Origin of the sequence: Brevibacillus sp. FSL L8-0520, assembly GCF_037963895.1 — a bacterium.
GTDB classification, from domain to species: domain Bacteria; phylum Bacillota; class Bacilli; order Brevibacillales; family Brevibacillaceae; genus Brevibacillus; species Brevibacillus borstelensis.
In genome coordinates this window covers 2,113,464-2,130,352 of sequence record NZ_CP150171.1, presented here as the reverse complement: position 1 = coordinate 2,130,352, position 16,889 = coordinate 2,113,464, and the positions used below count along the sequence as shown (strand labels likewise).

14 protein-coding genes are annotated in these 16,889 nt (G+C 53.1%); 6 read left to right on the top strand and 8 right to left on the bottom strand.

Annotated elements, in window-relative coordinates; translation table 11 throughout:
- Positions 1 to 159: 159 nt before the first annotated feature.
- Positions 160 to 1,875 (bottom strand): acetate--CoA ligase, encoded by a 1,716-nt coding sequence (gene acsA, locus NSQ24_RS10590; RefSeq protein ID WP_003387464.1) that lies wholly within the window; start codon positions 1,873 to 1,875, stop codon positions 160 to 162.
- Positions 1,876 to 2,037: 162 nt separating this feature from the next.
- On the opposite strand from acsA, the gene NSQ24_RS10585 reads away from it, so the two are divergent.
- The 6 genes from NSQ24_RS10585 (at position 2,038) to NSQ24_RS10560 (ending at position 8,335) form a co-directional block, all read left to right on the top strand.
- Complete coding sequence (locus NSQ24_RS10585) at positions 2,038 to 2,988, top strand: metallophosphoesterase (protein ID WP_003387465.1); 951 nt, start codon at positions 2,038 to 2,040, stop codon at positions 2,986 to 2,988.
- Positions 2,989 to 3,028: 40 nt separating this feature from the next.
- Complete coding sequence (locus NSQ24_RS10580) at positions 3,029 to 4,027, top strand: helix-turn-helix domain-containing protein (RefSeq protein WP_031931736.1); 999 nt, start codon at positions 3,029 to 3,031, stop codon at positions 4,025 to 4,027.
- A 106-nt stretch (positions 4,028 to 4,133) separates the two neighbouring features.
- On the top strand, positions 4,134 to 5,249 hold the full coding sequence (ugpC, locus tag NSQ24_RS10575; RefSeq protein ID WP_003387467.1) for a sn-glycerol-3-phosphate ABC transporter ATP-binding protein UgpC: 1,116 nt from the start codon (positions 4,134 to 4,136) through the stop codon (positions 5,247 to 5,249).
- 112 nt (positions 5,250 to 5,361) lie between these two features.
- Positions 5,362 to 6,135 (top strand): Cof-type HAD-IIB family hydrolase, encoded by a 774-nt coding sequence (locus tag NSQ24_RS10570; RefSeq protein ID WP_024985126.1) that lies wholly within the window; start codon positions 5,362 to 5,364, stop codon positions 6,133 to 6,135.
- 145 nt (positions 6,136 to 6,280) lie between these two features.
- The gene (locus NSQ24_RS10565; RefSeq protein WP_003387469.1) at positions 6,281 to 7,678 is read left to right on the top strand and encodes a S8 family peptidase; all 1,398 of its coding nucleotides are present in this window, start codon (positions 6,281 to 6,283) and stop codon (positions 7,676 to 7,678) included.
- Positions 7,679 to 7,741: 63 nt separating this feature from the next.
- Positions 7,742 to 8,335: an NAD(P)H-dependent oxidoreductase gene (locus NSQ24_RS10560; RefSeq protein WP_024985125.1), complete on the top strand. Its 594-nt coding sequence runs from the start codon at positions 7,742 to 7,744 to the stop codon at positions 8,333 to 8,335.
- Between the two features lie 58 nt (positions 8,336 to 8,393).
- On the opposite strand, the gene NSQ24_RS10555 is transcribed toward NSQ24_RS10560, so the two are convergent.
- The 7 genes from NSQ24_RS10555 to NSQ24_RS10525 all read right to left on the bottom strand — a co-directional run bounded on the left by NSQ24_RS10555 (position 8,394) and on the right by NSQ24_RS10525 (position 16,806).
- Complete coding sequence (locus NSQ24_RS10555) at positions 8,394 to 8,894, bottom strand: DUF3907 family protein (protein WP_024985124.1); 501 nt, start codon at positions 8,892 to 8,894, stop codon at positions 8,394 to 8,396.
- A 95-nt stretch (positions 8,895 to 8,989) separates the two neighbouring features.
- Entirely contained in the window at positions 8,990 to 10,165 is a 1,176-nt protein-coding gene (locus NSQ24_RS10550) for an ABC transporter permease (RefSeq protein WP_003387472.1), read from the bottom strand.
- Positions 10,158 to 11,348: an HlyD family efflux transporter periplasmic adaptor subunit gene (locus NSQ24_RS10545; protein ID WP_024985123.1), complete on the bottom strand. Its 1,191-nt coding sequence runs from the start codon at positions 11,346 to 11,348 to the stop codon at positions 10,158 to 10,160. Before NSQ24_RS10545 ends, NSQ24_RS10550 begins: the two co-directional genes overlap by 8 nt.
- A gap of 77 nt (positions 11,349 to 11,425) precedes the next feature.
- Entirely contained in the window at positions 11,426 to 12,004 is a 579-nt protein-coding gene (locus tag NSQ24_RS10540; protein WP_003387475.1) for a TetR/AcrR family transcriptional regulator, read from the bottom strand.
- Positions 12,005 to 12,163: 159 nt separating this feature from the next.
- Positions 12,164 to 15,259 (bottom strand): BTAD domain-containing putative transcriptional regulator, encoded by a 3,096-nt coding sequence (locus NSQ24_RS10535; protein ID WP_339167749.1) that lies wholly within the window; start codon positions 15,257 to 15,259, stop codon positions 12,164 to 12,166.
- Positions 15,260 to 15,489: 230 nt separating this feature from the next.
- Entirely contained in the window at positions 15,490 to 16,113 is a 624-nt protein-coding gene (locus NSQ24_RS10530; RefSeq protein ID WP_003387477.1) for a YhcN/YlaJ family sporulation lipoprotein, read from the bottom strand.
- Between the two features lie 75 nt (positions 16,114 to 16,188).
- Positions 16,189 to 16,806 (bottom strand): copper amine oxidase N-terminal domain-containing protein, encoded by a 618-nt coding sequence (locus NSQ24_RS10525; RefSeq protein ID WP_339167746.1) that lies wholly within the window; start codon positions 16,804 to 16,806, stop codon positions 16,189 to 16,191.
- Positions 16,807 to 16,889 lie beyond the last annotated feature (83 nt).

The following is a 16,889-nucleotide window of genomic DNA, read 5'->3' as shown; positions in this document are numbered from 1 at the left end:
GTAAATGTAATTACAAGAATATTATAACACATTAACGCGGTGTCGTCATAAAATACAGGGGAATAAAAATGGCTGTCGACTTTCTCGACAGCCTGACTCCTGACGCGATTGTCAGGAGTTTTTTCGTATTGTCGGGCGATGCAGGCAAGCTTGCGCTTCTTAATCTTCCAGCGTGGACAGATCGCCGGTTGGAAGTCCAAGCTCCCAAGCCTTCAGCACTCGGCGCATGATTTTGCCGGAGCGGGTTTTCGGCAGTTTGTCGCGGAACTCGATTTCTCTCGGGGCCGCATGCGCAGCCAGCCCTTCTTTTACAAACTTGCGGATTTCTTCCATCAATTCCTCGCTTGGCTCGTAGCCGGCCCGCAGCGAAATGAACGCTTTAATAATTTCCCCACGCACCGGATCGGGCTTGCCGATCACGCCTGCTTCAGCAACCGCCGGATGCTCCACCAGCTTGCTCTCTACTTCAAACGGACCGACCCGTTCGCCGGAGGTGTTGATTACATCGTCTACCCGGCCCTGGAACCAGAAATAGCCATCCTCGTCTTTGTAAGCAGAGTCGCCGGATACATACCAGCCCGGAAAGCGGAAATACTCCTCATACTTGGCCGGGTTTTTCCAGATTTGCCGCATCATTGACGGCCAGCCGGCGCGGACGGCCAGATTCCCCATGCGATTGGGCGGCAGTTCATTTCCGTGATCATCGAGAATCGCCGCGTAGATGCCCGGGAACGGCTTGCCCATCGAACCAGGCTTGATCGGCATGCAGCGGTAGTTGGAGATGATTTGTCCGCCTGTCTCGGTCATCCACCAGTTGTCGTGAATCCGTCTCTGGAAGACCCGCATTCCCCAATGAACGACTTCCGGATTGAGCGGCTCGCCGACGCTCAGGACGTGCCGCAGGGACGACAGGTCAAACTGCTTGACGAGCTCATCGCCCGCACCCATCATCATGCGGAAAGCTGTAGGCGCGCTGTACCAAATCGACACCTTGTACTGCTCGATTGTCTTGTACCAAGCCTCCGGCGTAAATCGTCCACCCCGCACGACGTTGGTGACGCCGTTCAGCCATGGGGAGAAAATGCCGTAAGCGGTTCCCGTTACCCAGCCTGGGTCCGCTGCACACCAGTAGATGTCTCCCTCCTGAAAATCGAGAATCCATTTTCCTGTCTGCAGATGCTGAATCATCGCGTTGTGTACATGCAGGACCCCTTTCGGCTTCCCTGTAGAACCGGAGGTGTAGTGCAGAATCATGCCGTCTTCCCGGTCGACCCATTCGATCTCCAGGTCGGAGGAAGCTTCGCTCATCGCTTTTTCAAAGCTGATCAGCCCTTCACCCAGCGAGTCATCCGCCCCTACTACGATCACGTGCTTCAGATGTGGCAGGTCTTTTACAGGAATGCGAGGCAGCAAGGCTGGAGTCGTGACGATGGCGACTGCTTCACTGTCCTCCAAGCGGTCACGGACGGCAGCCTCCATAAAAGCTTCAAAGAGCGGCCCGACGATAGCGCCGAGCTTCAAAATGCCAAAAAAGCTTACATACAATTCCGGGGAACGCGGCATAAAGACGAATACGCGGTCTCCCTTTTTAATCCCCAGATTGCGCAGCACATTCCCGAATTTGTTGGACAACTCGCTCAACTGGGCAAACGTATAGCTTTCATTTCTCGTTGCGTCGCTGAACAACAGAGCTGTTTTATCCCTACGTTCTGTCAAAAGATGTCGATCAAGTGCTTCGTAAGCCATGTTTACCTTTCCCGTTTCGTACCAGGTAAACTGCTTTTCCACTTCGGACCAATCAAAGTTGGCATATGCTTCCTCATAATTCGTCAGGTTGCTTTGTCCTTCCGTAGTTGGAATCATTTCCACTTTCATACCTCTCACTCTCCTTGTGTGGCTGAAGGATCTTTTTCTTTCAACTTTCATAATATTTCTTCACTTCTTGACAAATTCCTCCTACCAAAAACCTACTTCCCCTATCGAATCTTTTATCCGTATAATAGACGTACAAATCATAATGCGGAGGTGAGATCCGGGATGACCTGGATTTTCTTTTTTTTGCTGATTGCTGTCCTCTTTGCCCGTGCCTACCGCAATACGTTTAAAGTAAACACCACATTTGTCGATATTGCACTGAAACAGTCGGAACGAGTGCCAAACGCAGAACGGCATTTGCCGCTTTCCATTTTGCACCTTTCCGATTTGCATATGGAAAACCTTTCGATCAAGGCGGAGCAGATCGCCCGTGACTATGCTGCTCGCAACGTCGACTTGATCGCGATCACAGGGGACCTGCTCGATCGCGAGAAAAATATCCCCAAAGCCGTCCGCTACGTGGAAACCGTCATGTCGCTTCAGCCCCGTCTCGGCACTTACGTTGTCCTGGGCAACCACGACTATGTCCTCTCCTCTCCAAAACTGGCCCAGCTAATAGCGGAGCTGAGACGGATCGGCTGCAAGGTCCTGATCAACGAGCACGTAACGGTAAATGCGTATGGCCAACCGCTGCACATTATCGGAGTTGATGACTACGCTACCCGCCACAGCGATCTGAAAAAGGCGTTCAACGGCGTTCCCGAAGAGGGACTGCGACTTGTATTGACGCATGACCCCAACCTCGTCCTGGAAATGAAGGACTATCCGTACGACTATTTGCTCGCAGGCCATTTTCATGGCGGGCAGATTCACTGGCCCAAGCCATACCATTTGGCAAAGATGGGGAAACTGCCAAAGCTCAACATGGTGAAAGGCTTGCATCAGTTCGACGGCCGTCCCTTCTACATCAGCGAGGGCGTGGGACAGACCGGGTTGAACATTCGCCTGCGCTCGCGTCCCGAGATCGCTTTGCACACCCTCGCGCCTGCATCGTATTTCGCCCTGGCTCAGTCTCACGAAGTGAATTCTGAGACGGTGCATGCGGCAGAGGACATCCAAGCTGTAAAGAAGGTACCTGCAGCAGAAGCTGCTCCCACCCTGGCTCTCGATTAAGGTATAATGAGGCCAACGGATAAAAAGACGGGGTGCGGAGATGAACGATTGGAAATACGAAGTCGATAAAATCCGGCAGGCGACAAACCTGCCTATTTCCTATTTGTGCGGTACCGTAGAACAGATCAGGGCGGAGTCGCTGCGACTGGAAGAGGAAGGCTGGGAGATCGTCGCCCAAGCAAGCTCGAGCGGCCAATGCAGCATCGTGATGATTCCGAGCACAGCGTGGGAAGGCGTTCCGCGAGCGCTCCTCTCCCTCATGTTTTCGGAGAAGCTGCAGGCCGCCTCGGACCAGTCACAGCTTGCGAACTGGTTACACGAGATCGCTTTGGGAGCGCCTACTCCCCCTCCTGCCGGGTTGGCAAAACAACTGCATTGGCAAGAGCCGCGGGTTCCTTTTTTGCTGGAGCAGTGCCGGGAAGGCTTTTCATGGCATTCCCTTGCTCCGATCCTGCCGGATTTTTTCAAGGGGGCTTCCCTCTCCCAGTTTCCCCTGCCTTTCCCCTACCTGTTGCTGGCAGTCCCTTTGTCTGCTCTTGGCTCAAAGCTCGACGAGGAAACGGGCTTGGAGTGGGCATCCGGCTTGCATGACCTGTTCTCGACGGAATGCATGGAAAATGTGCGGGTTATCGTCGGCGAGCCAGTCGGGCAGCCGCCACAGCTGGGGGACGCTCTGACGCGGGCTTTAACCCTGTCCAGTGCCTTGCGTAAATTCCGGCCAAAAACAATGGTTGCCAGCGTACGCCAATTTCCGCTGGAGCGCTGGGTGATGATGCTTGGCCCGGAGACAACGGAGTCTCTGCAAAAGGCCATCGAAGAGATGATCCCTCTGCCTCAGTTGAATGCGGAGCAGGTTGAGACGCTGGAAACGTTTTTTGCCAGGCACCTGAATGTCAGCGAGACAGCCCGGCAGCTTTTTCTCCACCGAAATACGCTGCTGTACCGGTTGGACAAGCTTACCGAACAGACCGGACTGGACCCGCGGCAGTTCACCGAAGCCGTTCTGCTGCAGCTTCTTCTGCTCTTTCGTCAAAAATAACCAAACAATTCGTGCAATTTGACCATAGAGCACCTCTTTCTGTTGCTGGTACGATATGGATACCATACGTATTAGACAGCATGTATATTCCGGGGAGGTGCCGTTCGTGGCTAAAGTTAGCTTGCAGCACATTTACAAAAAATTCGGAAACAATGTCATTGCTGTTAATGATTTTCATCTTGAAATCGAAGACAGGGAATTCCTTGTTCTCGTCGGACCATCCGGCTGCGGGAAATCTACAACTCTGCGGATGATTGCGGGCCTGGAGGAGATATCGGAGGGCGACCTGTACATCGGGGACCGGCGTGTCAATGATGTCGCACCAAAAGACCGGGACATCGCCATGGTCTTTCAAAGCTACGCCCTCTACCCTCATATGAACGTGTACGAAAACATGGCCTTTGGTTTGAAGCTGCGCAAATTTTCCAAAGCGGAAATTGACAAACGGATACAGGAAGCCGCTCGGATCCTCGACATTTCCCACCTTTTGGACCGCAAGCCGAAAGCGCTTTCCGGCGGGCAGCGCCAGCGTGTCGCACTGGGACGCGCGATCGTCCGCGAGCCGCAGGTGTTTTTGATGGACGAGCCGTTGTCCAACCTTGACGCCAAGCTGCGGGTGCAGATGCGCACGGAAATCCTGAAGCTGCACCAACGGCTCAATACGACCATTATTTACGTTACCCATGACCAGACTGAAGCGATGACCATGGGCGACCGGATCGTCGTGATGAAGGATGGCCTGATCCAGCAAGTGGCTACCCCCACAGACATATACAACTACCCTGTCAATCAATTTGTCGCCAGCTTTATCGGTTCTCCTGCGATGAATTTTATCAAAGGACGCATTACTGAAAAGGAGGGCCGCCTCGTTTTCGACGCCCCCCACATCCATGTCAGCTTCCCTGAGGACAAAGCCAAGCTTTTGAAAGAGCGCGGCTATGTCAACAAAGAGGTCACCTTTGGCATCCGTCCGGAGGATATATACAGCGACAATCAATTTATTGAAGCCAATCCGTTTGACAGTTCCATCGAGGCTGTCATTGATGTAGTGGAAAATATGGGATCGGAGCTGTATGTTTACTTTACCAACGTGGGCGAAACCCAGATGGTTGCCCGCGTCGATGCCCGCGAAGGCTTTAAACCGCGCATGTCTGTCAAGCTGGGCATGGATTTGTCCAAGTGCCACGTATTTGACAGCGAGACAGAATTGGCGGTATTCTAGGTTTGAGTGGCAAAAGGAATGTCCCCGCCGGCATTCCTTTTCTTTATTATGTCCGCAAATGGAAGCAGACAACGAGATTGCGCATGCTGCGTATTGGAGAGGAAGAGAGAGAATGCCATACAAAATCGTCTTTTTTGACATTGACGGCACTTTGCTGAACACAGCGCACACCATTCCCCCGGATACAAAAGCCGCTATCCGCAGGTTGAAAGCGAACGGTGTGCGCGTCGCGATCGCAACCGGACGAGCCCCTTACCACCTGGCCCCGATCGCAGATGAATTGGATATCGACACCTTTGTCAGTTTCAACGGCTCCTATGTCGTTGTCGAGGGAAAACGTATTCACCATACGCCGATGAGCACGGCTACCCTGGAAGCTCTGGAAGCACATGCAGAATCGAATCAGCACCCGATGGTTTTTTTGGGAGCTGACACTTGCTATGCAAACAAGGCTGACCACCCGGACGTCATCGATTCTTTTCATTATTTAAAGCTGTCTCCCCCTGGCTACCATGAGCGATACTGGGAGCAGACGCCGATCTATCAAGCATTTTTGTACTGCAAGGAAACGGAAGCAAAAGAATATCTGGAGCGAGCTCATCCGGTCACATTCATCCGTTGGCATCCGAATGTTCTCGATGTCTTGCCGCCCAACGGCTCCAAGGCTAGAGGCATTGAAGCAGTGCTGCGCCATTACGGTCTGGCACCTGAGGATGCGGTTGCCTTTGGCGATGGATTGAATGACAAGGAAATGCTTTCCTATGTAGGGATGGGCGTCGCGATGGGGAATGCCCATGAAGATGTAAAGCCGTTGGCAAATCTGGTCACACGGCATGTGGATGCAGACGGCATTTTCCACGGTCTTCGCCAGCTAAAGCTGATCTGATCCCGGTCAGTTGGACGAGCTTGCCCGCTGGATCGTTTTTGCAAACAAAAAGAGGACTTTCTATAAACTGTCAGCTTTTTTTCTTCATAATCACTCCTTCCGTGCACACGCTATATCTATAAAAGCATGGAGGGAGTGAGTTTTTTTGCGAGCCTTGCCCCCGATTTTCGTAGCCCTCGCGTTGGTCGGCCTGGCGGTCATCCCACTGACCTGGCACCAGAATCAGGAAATGCGCGAGCCTCACCCCCGCCTTACCTCGGTCAACACCAGCATCCCGAGGATCAACTATATCGAACAAGTGCGAGACGTCCGTCGAGACTTGGAGAAGAGCGCCCATATCAAAACCTTGCACCACAATGAACAGGATAAGAGTCACTATGTCGAACACGAAGTTGTCGTGCGGTTCCACCCTCGCCCCGATCAGAAAACGATCGACAAGCTGCTCGCCTCTTTGGATGGAAAAGTGAAACGCGATTACGGCCAAGCCATGATTATCAAATCCCGCTCGCTTTCGACCAAAGACTTGATGAAGAAGCTGGCCGAACATCCCGACTCCGTCTACGCGGAGCCCAACTATCTGCTGCTTCCAAACCGCGTTCCAAACGATACCTACTACCGGGAATACCAGTGGAATCTGCCGATGATCGGGATGGAGGACAGCTGGAATATCACCAGGGGCAGCAACAAGGTGGTTGTCGCCATCGTTGACACGGGTATTGATATGACGCATCCCGAATTTCAGGACAAGCTGGTAGAAGGCTACAATGTGCTGGAAGACAACAATACGCCTGAAGACGACAACGGCCACGGCACCCATGTGGCGGGAGTAATCGCGGCCCGTACAAACAATGCCGACGGGATTGCCGGAATGTCCTGGAACAGCAAGCTCATGCCGATCAAGGCAATCGGGGCGGACGGCTCCGGCTCCGCATTTGACATCGCCCAAGGCATTTACTGGGCTACTGATCATGGAGCCGACGTGATCAATCTGAGCGTCGGCAACTACACCCCGTCTGCCGCCCTGCAGGAGGCCTGCCGCTACGCTTTTGAACGAAATGTCGTCCTCGTCGCCGCATCCGGCAATGACGCCAGCGAACAGCCCAGTTACCCCGCTTCTTACAAGGAAGTCCTGTCTGTAGCGGCTGTTGACCACAATCGGGAACGGGCCGACTTTTCCAATTTTGGCGCTCAAGTCGATGTCGCTGCGCCCGGTGTAGACATTCCCAGTACCTATATCTATAGCGACTACGCTGTGCTTTCCGGCACCTCAATGGCGTGTCCGCACGTCACCGCGTTGGCCTCGCTCCTCCGCTCTGTCCGTCCGGGTATGAAAAACACCGAAGTGATGGAAGTCATTCGCTCTTCGGCGGACGACCTCGGGCCTCCGGGCAAAGACAAACTGTACGGATACGGTCTGATCAACGTCAATACCGCGATCAGAAGCTTGAAGCCCGCCGCTCAGGAAATGAGAGAAGAGAAGCCCGAAACCATCGGCGGCCTGCTCAACAAGTTTTTCCTGCGTCTGCGGCAAGGGTTTGAGTAAGAATAACAGCCTGGCCAAGAGAAAACTGGCGCACTGCACCTGACGACAACAGGAGGAATGGCATTGAAGGCGTACATCGTTTTTGCTCATGAGGGTCATACAAGCTTTTGCCACGAAATACTGGAGAGGACCAAGCAAACTCTGGACCGGGAAGGAATCTCCTATACTGTCCGCGATCTGTATCAACAAGATTTCCAGCCTGTTTTTCGCGGCGAAGACATGCACCGTGTGGAGGAAGGACATGTCAGTGCGGATATTGCAGAAGAACAGCAGCAAATTACAGACGCGGATCTGCTGGTCATGATCTTCCCTGTATGGTGGTGGTCTCCGCCAGCCATTATGAAGGGGTATTTTGACAGGGTGTTTACAAACGGCTTCGCCTTTCGCTATGAGGAAAAAGGGCCTGTCGGTCTGCTCAACGGCAAGCAAGCCCTTGTCATGACGACGACTCGCGAGTCTGAGCATGACATGCGGGCAAGCGGAATGGACGAGGTCATGAAAAAACAGATGGCGGACGGAACGCTCAGCATGATGGGATACAAGACACTGTACCACAACTTTGCGGCTGTTCCTTACGTAAGCGAGGCTGCTCGCCGTGCCATGCTGGACGAGGTGGAGCATCTTCTCAAAAATACCCTCCAGCCCGTGGAAGTGTAAGCAAAAAGACCCTTCTGCAGGTCGAATGTGAACCTGTCGGAAGGGTCTACTTTCTTTTTTATACTTTTTGCATCCGTTTTTTCGTAATGTAATCCGTCTCGTAATAATGCAGGTCATCACGCATTTGCTCAAAAACCTTGCAAAGCGAAATCGTCAGTTGCTTGAGCTCAGGGGTTACTTCTTTGCGGAAGATAATGGCATCATGGTCTGTGTACGAATAACGGCCATCCTCGTCGTATACTTCTCCTTTGGGGTAGTAGAAGTTGTTGATACAGGAATGATACACCTGGTACAGGACTTCTTCGGCATACTCTTCATTGAACCTCGCCCGGCGGAGAGCAACTCCCAGCCGCTCGTACGCGTTCTCACAGTACACCAGCAAATGGCGCAAGTCGGAAAGGTAGTTGCGGTAGTAAGCCTCGTACTCCTCCGGATCACCGGACTGATTGACCAGCCCCATCAAGGTGACTTGATTTAAAAAGCGCTCCAGATCCATGCTTACTCTTTTCAACTTCGTGTACGTCTCTTCGCACAATTGCTTCAGATGAGTCACTGACATAATGTCCCCCTCGCGTTGAAAGAATCTGCTTTTTTTTGATAAGTATACTGGATAGGTTCTTTGCAACACAAGGATTTCTTTTCTGCAAATCCTGCCTATGCGTTTGTCGTTTCAGGGGCGGCAGCTGCCGCTTTTTTGCTTTGGACTAGATAGGTCAGGTAGGCTGCAAACAAGCCCAGCAGCGTCATGAACAGAAGAACGGACACTTGATACGTAATGTGGGAAAGCCCGTGGCCTTTCGTCAAAACTTCCCGAACTCCATCGAGAAAATACGTCAGCGGCAGTGACTTTCCGATCGCCGCAATCACCGGCGGCATGGACATCAGCGGCCAGGTGTACCCCGAGAGCATGAAGGACGGTACTGCAATCATCATGGCTGCCTGTGTAGCTTGCAGCTGGTCCTTCGAGTAAAACGAGATCGCAAAACCGATGGCCAGCACGGCGAGGTTAAAAGCGGTGCCGATCAGCAGCAAATGTGCCGTACTGCCGTAATACGGGATGCCAAAGCCTTTCAGCAGGATCGCAAAGGTCAGCACGAGGTTGAAGGTCGCAACCAGAAAGTACGGCAGCAGCTTGCTGATTGCGATCGCCCAGAAGGAATTCTCAGCCAGCGTCTCCCTCCATGTCCCCGCTTCTTTTTGCTGGGTGACTGAGAGGGCAATCCCGAGGAACAGAACCTGCTGCATGACGGTTCCAGCCAAACCAAAAACCATGAACGACATATAGCTGAAGGTCGGATTGTACAGGACGCGATAGCGGTAGTCGATCCCGGTGTACAGCTTCATCCCTTCCTCGCCCCAGCCGCCATGCGCTTCCAGCTTTTTCAAGGTCACACCCGCAGAGACCGTCTTCGTGACTGTATTGGCAGCGCGGACAGCGGTATTGGAGATCATCATGTTGCTGCCGTCGATAACCGTAAGTACACTGGCGTCCCGTCCGGCTTTGACGTCCATCTCCAAGTGATCCGGAATGATCACAGCTACTGCCGCTTTGCCTTGGTCAATCAGGTCCATCGCTTGTGTTTCTGTGTTGACGATATGGGTGACGCGGAATGTCTGGTCGGCATCGAAAGCGCGCGACAGCTCCCTGCTCAGCTCTGTCTGATCGGCGTCGACCACGACCGTCGGAATTTCCGTCACTTTTTTCTCGCTGTACAAAAATCCGAACAAAGTCAGGTAAATCACCGGTACGGCAAACATTACCGTCACAATCGTCTTGTTTGTAAAAATGCGACGCCATTCTTCCCAAAACAGCCGGGACAGGTTACTCACGCTCACCAGCCCCTTCGAGCTTCCATTCTACGCTGAGGCCCGGCAGAATTTCTGGATCGTGAATTTCCATTTTGACCTGGAATGCGCGGATATCGCGATCGCCCAGCTCCTGTGTCGCTTTTTTCACCGCGAAATCGGCCGCAGGCGCTACATTGACTACACGCGCTTCGGTTTCACGATTCAATGAAGGCACGAACAGGTTGACCGTATCCCCGGCTTTGATTCCGGCAATCTCGTATTCATCCACGTAAAATTTCACGTAGTTGTCTTGCTTCGTCTGGATCGTCAAAACAGTGAAGCCTTGCGAAACCAGCTCACCCTTCTGCACAGCTACCGATTTGACGACGCCGTCGACAGGGGCAGTCAGCTTGGTGTTGTTCAGATACGCTTCTACCTCTTCCAAAGCTCCCTTCGCTTGCTGTACTCCCGCTTCAGCCGACTTTACGTCCAGTTCTTTAAGGCCGACCTGTCCGCGTGCAGCGACAGCTTGATCGTAGGCGGCCTGCGCCTGCTCCCACTGCGCCTTGGCTGCATCGAGCTGCTCCTTGCGCGAGCCGGACTGGGCCATTTTCAACTGCTCCTCAACTGCCTTCTGCTCCGCAACCGCCTTTTCGTAATCCATCTGCGCTTCGTCGACCTTCACCTGCGGGACAGCCCCTTCTTCGAGAAGCTTTTTCATCCGTTGGAGCTGCGTCTCCGCAATTTGCTTGGCCGTTTGCGCCGCTTGCTGCTTGGCTTTCAGCTGGGACACTTCTTCTGAGCGGGCGCCGTTCTTGTTCGCTTCATACTGCGCCTTGGCAGCATTGACCACGGCCAAAGCCTGGTTTACCTGCGCGTTGCTGGAAGTATCCGTTATTCCGACGCCTTTCTTTGCCTGTTCCAGCTTTACCTGTGCCAGATGGTAGGCAGCTTGCGCCTGCTCGCGCTTTGCCAGCAGCTCTTCGTTGTTCAAGGTCGCGACCAGTTGTCCAGCCTTTACCTCGTCGCCTTCCTTGACCATGATATCTGCGATGGAGCCCCCCATTTTAAAGGAAAGATCCACGGATGTTCCTTCGACAACCCCGGCGACTTGCTTGGAGCGCTGACCAGCCACGCTACCTGCACCCGGTCCCATCAGGTATGCCCCCAGTACAGCAATGCAGACGACAAAACCGGTTACTCCTATCCACGCTCGTTTATTCATCGTTCATTCTCCTCTTTTCCATTCTCTCTTTGCATGTGTCGTGCTCGGCTGCATGATTCATCAGCCTTTTGATTGCTTTACCCTTTCATCAAGACTCCGGACAGCAACATATGAAGCGTCCTTCGGTCTGAATCCGTAATTCCCGTCTCTTTGCGGAACTGCTTCCGCAGCATCGTAAAACCAGCCATGCCGAACAGCGAGGAGACCATTGTACGGACCTCAATATCCGGTCTGACAAAGCCTTCCTGCTGCAGCTCGGCAACATAGGCCTCCATGGCCATGAAATAGCCGGACAGCAGCTTCCCGATCATTTCATCCCGCTGCTGGTCTCCGGTAAAGAAGCTCAACAAGAGAAGACAAAGCTCCCGATGCTCGGAAAAGAAGCGAAGATGCTCATCCAGAACGCACAGCACGCGTTGATCCATTGACAAATCCTCTCGCTGCATCACGCTGTCCACGGAATCGATCAGCATCTTCACGCCTTTTTCAATCACGTACAGAAACAGCTCTTCCTTCGTTGAAAAATGGTAGTACAGCGTCCCTTTCGCCACCGCAGCCACATCGGCAATCGCATCCATCGTCGTATCGCTGTATCCGTATTGAGCAAAGGCAGTCAACGCTGCTTCCACAATCTGATCTTTCTTCGAACGTGCCATCCCTCCTCAGCCTCCCGTTTGTTTTTTTGAACTGACTGGTCAGTACAAAAAGTAGTTTACGTCGTTTTCCTGATTTCGTCAATAGGTCCGATGAAAAAAGCTTCCATCGAAGCGCTCGTAAAATGCAGGCATAAAAAAAGACCGCATCAGTTTGCGGTCTTAGCCTTCCATAATAAAACGGTACGTATCCACAGTCTGCGGCATCGGCTGCACGCCGAGCTGCTTTTGCAGGTTTGCCACGCATTTGTCGTAGATGCGGATGGCCTGTGCCCGGTTGTTTTGCCGATAGTAGGCCAGCATGAGGAGCCGGTATGCCTCCTCCCAGCAGTCGTCAGCCATCAGGATCGATTCGCACCAGCGGATCGCTTCGTCTATCCGCTTCGAGTCCAACAGCAGTTTGGCCAGGCGCTCTGCCCCTCGCAGGAAAAGCAGCTGCAGCCTTTCTCTTTCCGCTACACACCAATCATCGTACCGACAATCCGGCATGTACTCCCCCTTGTAAAAAGACAGCCCTTTTTCCAATAAGACAATCGCTTGCGAAGCGACACTCGCCTCCAGCCCGAGTGTTACGTAACGGTCGAACTCCTCCGCATCGATCTGAAAGCCCGAGGCCAGGTTAAAGCCGTAAGAGCTGCCGTGACGCTGGATGAAAAAAGCGCTCGCTCTGGCTTCCCGATTCGGCTCGAGGGCTTTGTTCAGTGCGTTCAAAGCAACCTTGAAGTCACGGGCGGCGGTCTCTTCGTCACTTTCCCCCCAGAGGGTCGCGACGATCTCTTCTCTGGCCAGCAGATGCTGCCTTTTCGTCAGGAGAAGCTGAAATAGCTGCTTTGCCTTTCCGCGCTGCCAAGACTTTTCCCCCAGCTCCCGTTCGCCAAGCCAGACACGAAACTGACCGAGCGTCTGGATTCGCAAGGTATAGCCGGGATGAAAAGTGACGTTCTGCAGGCCCAGGTCAGTCAGCAGCTGCGAGACGTAATCGGGAGAAACCTGGCGCCTCTGAGCCTCGATCAGTACCGGCATCAGCTGCTGGACATCATGCGGAGTAAACATCGTCGGCCGCTGCAGCAGGAAATGGTATTCCCCCGCCTGGATCGCGGTCAGCGCCTGAGTCACGGCCGGGATAAAAGCAGGCCAATTTTTCTGGCGATAGGCAAAAAAACTGAGCCATAAATGACAGATCGCGACCCCAAAGCTATCTCCACAACGGCTTAAGCGCTCCTCGCAATCGCGAATCCACTCTTCCGCCTGCTTGTCCTGCCCGCAGGAGGCATACGCGATGCCGATTGCGAGTCGCACCAAGCTGTTCAGCCAGTCATCACGCATCGCCTCTGTTTCCTGGAGTCCCCGCTGCCCGTAAGAAAGCGCCATATCCAGATTCGATTCCCGCCCGTAGAGAAGAGTCAGCCCAAGGAGCGTCTCCGATTTTCCTCGCGTCGACTGCAGGTCCTCCATCATTTGCAGACCCAGTTGGTACAACTGACGAATTTGGTCATAGGGCATTTGTTGACTGACCAAAGCCGCCGTCGCCTTGCGCACGTATCCATTTGCCTCCACGAACGGGGAGTGCGCTTCTTTTCCTTGTTGGATCGCGTACTCTGCTGCTCTGAGCCCCTTTTCCCATTCGCCGTTCAAGCCGTATACAAAGGCCAGCAGCAGGGAGGTTTCCCGGTAGGATCTCATCAATGCAGGCTGGTTTACCTGCTCCGACTTCCACTCGCTCTCCAGGAGCTGGATCGCCGACTGAAGCCTGCCCGTCCGGAACAGCAGGCGGGATTCCAGCTCGACCTCCGTCCGCTGCTCCCATTCCTGGCTCCGCCGGTACCAATCGGCAGCCTGCTGCGAGTCTCCCCTGTTGGTGTATATCTCCGCGAGCAAGCGATAAAGCCGTGGAGCCAGCTCATGGTCTGCAGGCTCGAGCAGACGAATCGCAATCTTCAGCAGTTCCTCTGCCTTCACGCTTTGGACACTGTCCAGATGGACCCGGGCGAGTCCTTCCAGCCCTCGGCACTGGCCGATAATATCCCCCTTTTCCTCGCACAGCGAGAGGAATCGCTGATAAGACAGAAAGGCCTTCGGGTACAGGCAGCGGTACCGCTCGACCTCAGCCTGATACAGCCAGAGAACATAATAACGCTCTTTTACCTCGTCCGGCAGAAGCTGCAGCCACTGTGACAGTTGGTCCAGCTTGCCTGTCTGAAGCAGCGGGTTTGCCGCTTGACAAAGCCATTCTCCGAGCTCGTCCCACGCCTCGATCAAGCGCAAATGTTCAAAGCCTTGCTGCACGTCTCCTTTTCGCTTGTACAAGGCAGCAGCAGCTCTGTGCATGTGTATGTATTCCTCCGGATGTCCCGCCAATTTGCTGATCAGTAGACGCCGCAGCAGCGGATGATACGCATAGACATTGTCTTCCCTCAGCAAAAAAAGGTTGCGCCGAAGTGTTTCTGCAAGCAGATGAGCAGCCTGTTCACCGAATACCTGGCGGATGTCTTCCGCCTCAAAGCTCTCAAAAACGGAGGACCTCATTAAAAACGTCTGAAGCTCCTGCTCCTGCTTGTCCCATACCTCTGTTTCCAAGAATGGCAGAAATCGCGAGGATTCGGAAGCGCTGCCCACTGTGTGGACGCCCATTGCCAATGTTTCTCCAATCGTTCGGACAGCAGCCGCCCACCCTTTGGTTATGTTTGCAATCCGCTCGCTATCGTCCTTTGACAAGGCGATGTCGTATTCGTCCAGAAAAAATGTCTCCATCTCTTCACGGGAAAAAGCGAGGTCGGATACCGTCAGCTCCATCCCATCGCCGCGTGCGGACATGACATTCAAAAATGGCCAGTCCGGCCGGGTTCTGGTCAGTATGACTACCCGAACGTTCTGCGGCATGTTCTGCAAAAAATATTGCATCCAGTTGTCCACTGTCACTTTGGAGTGAACATTGTGAAAATCATCCAGAATCAATAGGAGCTCGCCCTTGACTTCCATGCATGCGCGAATAAACAGGTCAGCAATCGATTCCGTTGAATCGTCTCCGGGCTGTGTGCCCGAAGCCCTCATTGCCTGCAAAAAAGAATCGCCGAAAGCCGGATGAACCATTCGTATGCTCTCCACCAGATGTAACAGAAAAACGGGCAGCTCGCCATCCTTCTCGCCAATCCGATACCAGCACGCCTCTTTGTTGCCATGATCAAAAAATGCAGCCACTGCTGTCGTTTTTCCGTACCCCGCACCTCCATGGATCACAGACAGAGCTTTGTGCTTCATCAGCCTGAGCTTCCTCGCCAATGACAATCTGTGAAACACGTAAGGCCCCAGTCTCGGAGGGGTTATCCTGGTCAGGCTCACCCTGGATGCATTCATCGTTCGTACACTCCTCACCGATCACATCATCCAAGATATAGTTCCATGAGCCTGGCCAAAATCCTCCCTCCCGTCCATGACAAAAGCCACCCGGCGGTCAGGTGGTCTTTTACGTCCAAATCATTCATCGTGTGTCAATCAACCAGATTGAACCCTTTTGTCGTATAGCCGATGTCGTTTAACAGCGTTTGGAATTCGTCTTCTGGAACACGTTCTCCCCGTACGACGCGCTGGTGGATGTCAGCAATGCGCTGATAAACAGCCGGATTGGTTGAAACGTACATGATGTTGTAGCGTGTCTGCGCCTGGAGTCTGCTGCGCATCACTCCCGCTACACGCTGCTGGAGGCGGTCCGTATGCCCGTTATCGATACGTGCAGGCTTGCCCGGCGTATAGAGCACCGATGGCGTAGGATCAATACTGTCGGGTTTCGTTGCACCATCAGGAAGCACCCCGATCAACAAATTATCCTTATACGCAAGTACCTTGATGTCGACGACACCCGGAATTCTTTCCGCTTGTGCCTCCAGAGTCCGGACGAGATCCGGCTCGCGGTTATGCCTGTTCTTTTGGACAAGCATCGCAGCCGGTCCCTTGTCTGTACCGACGTTGTCATTTTTTATATTGATCCCGTAAGCATCATACTTGGCAGGCTCTCCGTGATAGTCTTCTCCGCCTTGTTCCTTATTCGGTGTACAGCCTGACCCGACGACTCCGGCAAGCAACAGTGCACAAAGCGCTGAACCCCATCGTTTCAAAGAAAAACACCTCCTCACTCCCTAGTGTGAGGAGCCGGAGGTATTCTTACTCGATGAGAAAACTGCTTCTTTTTTCTAATTCAGGATGACGAATGTTCCTTCCACGGTCTGCTTTTCATCGCCTTTTTCAGCTAGTAGCGTATATTCTTCAGCCGTTATCTTCTCCGTCCATTCAAACAAAAATGTCCCGTCTGATTGGATCTGGACTTCGTAGCTCGCATCAATCAGCTTTCCTTCTTTGCTGCCAGCAGGCTTTTGTAAAACCGGTTTTTGCTCCTGCTTCCTTTCCGGCGATGTGACCAGGCTGGCTGGCGCTTTACCCTCTTCTGCTTTGTCTTTGATCAGAACGGTCTGGTTACTTCCATCCCAATTCACGTCGTAGGATAGAGCTTCGGCAATGAAGCGAACCGGAACCATCGTCCGCTGGTTGACGATTTGGGCGGGCACATCCAAGCTGATGATCTCGCCGTTACGCTTTGCAATCTTCCGGGAAACAATCAGTTTAATTTGGGCGTCACCCTTTTGAATCAAACCCGTTCTTGTCTGACTGTTCCAGTCTACGTCAAAGCCTAAGCCTTCCGCGATCGGACGAAGCGGTACCAGTGCCCGGCTGTCTTTGATCAGCGGTTTTTGATCGGGGAACGCGATCGGCTTGTGATTATATTCTAAGCTCCATGGCGGTATTCGGGCCACATGGAGATGCTTCCCACACGTGATAGGTGACTTCTCACCCCCGACTTCTTTCCTATTTTCAAATTGTTACAAAAATGAAACCA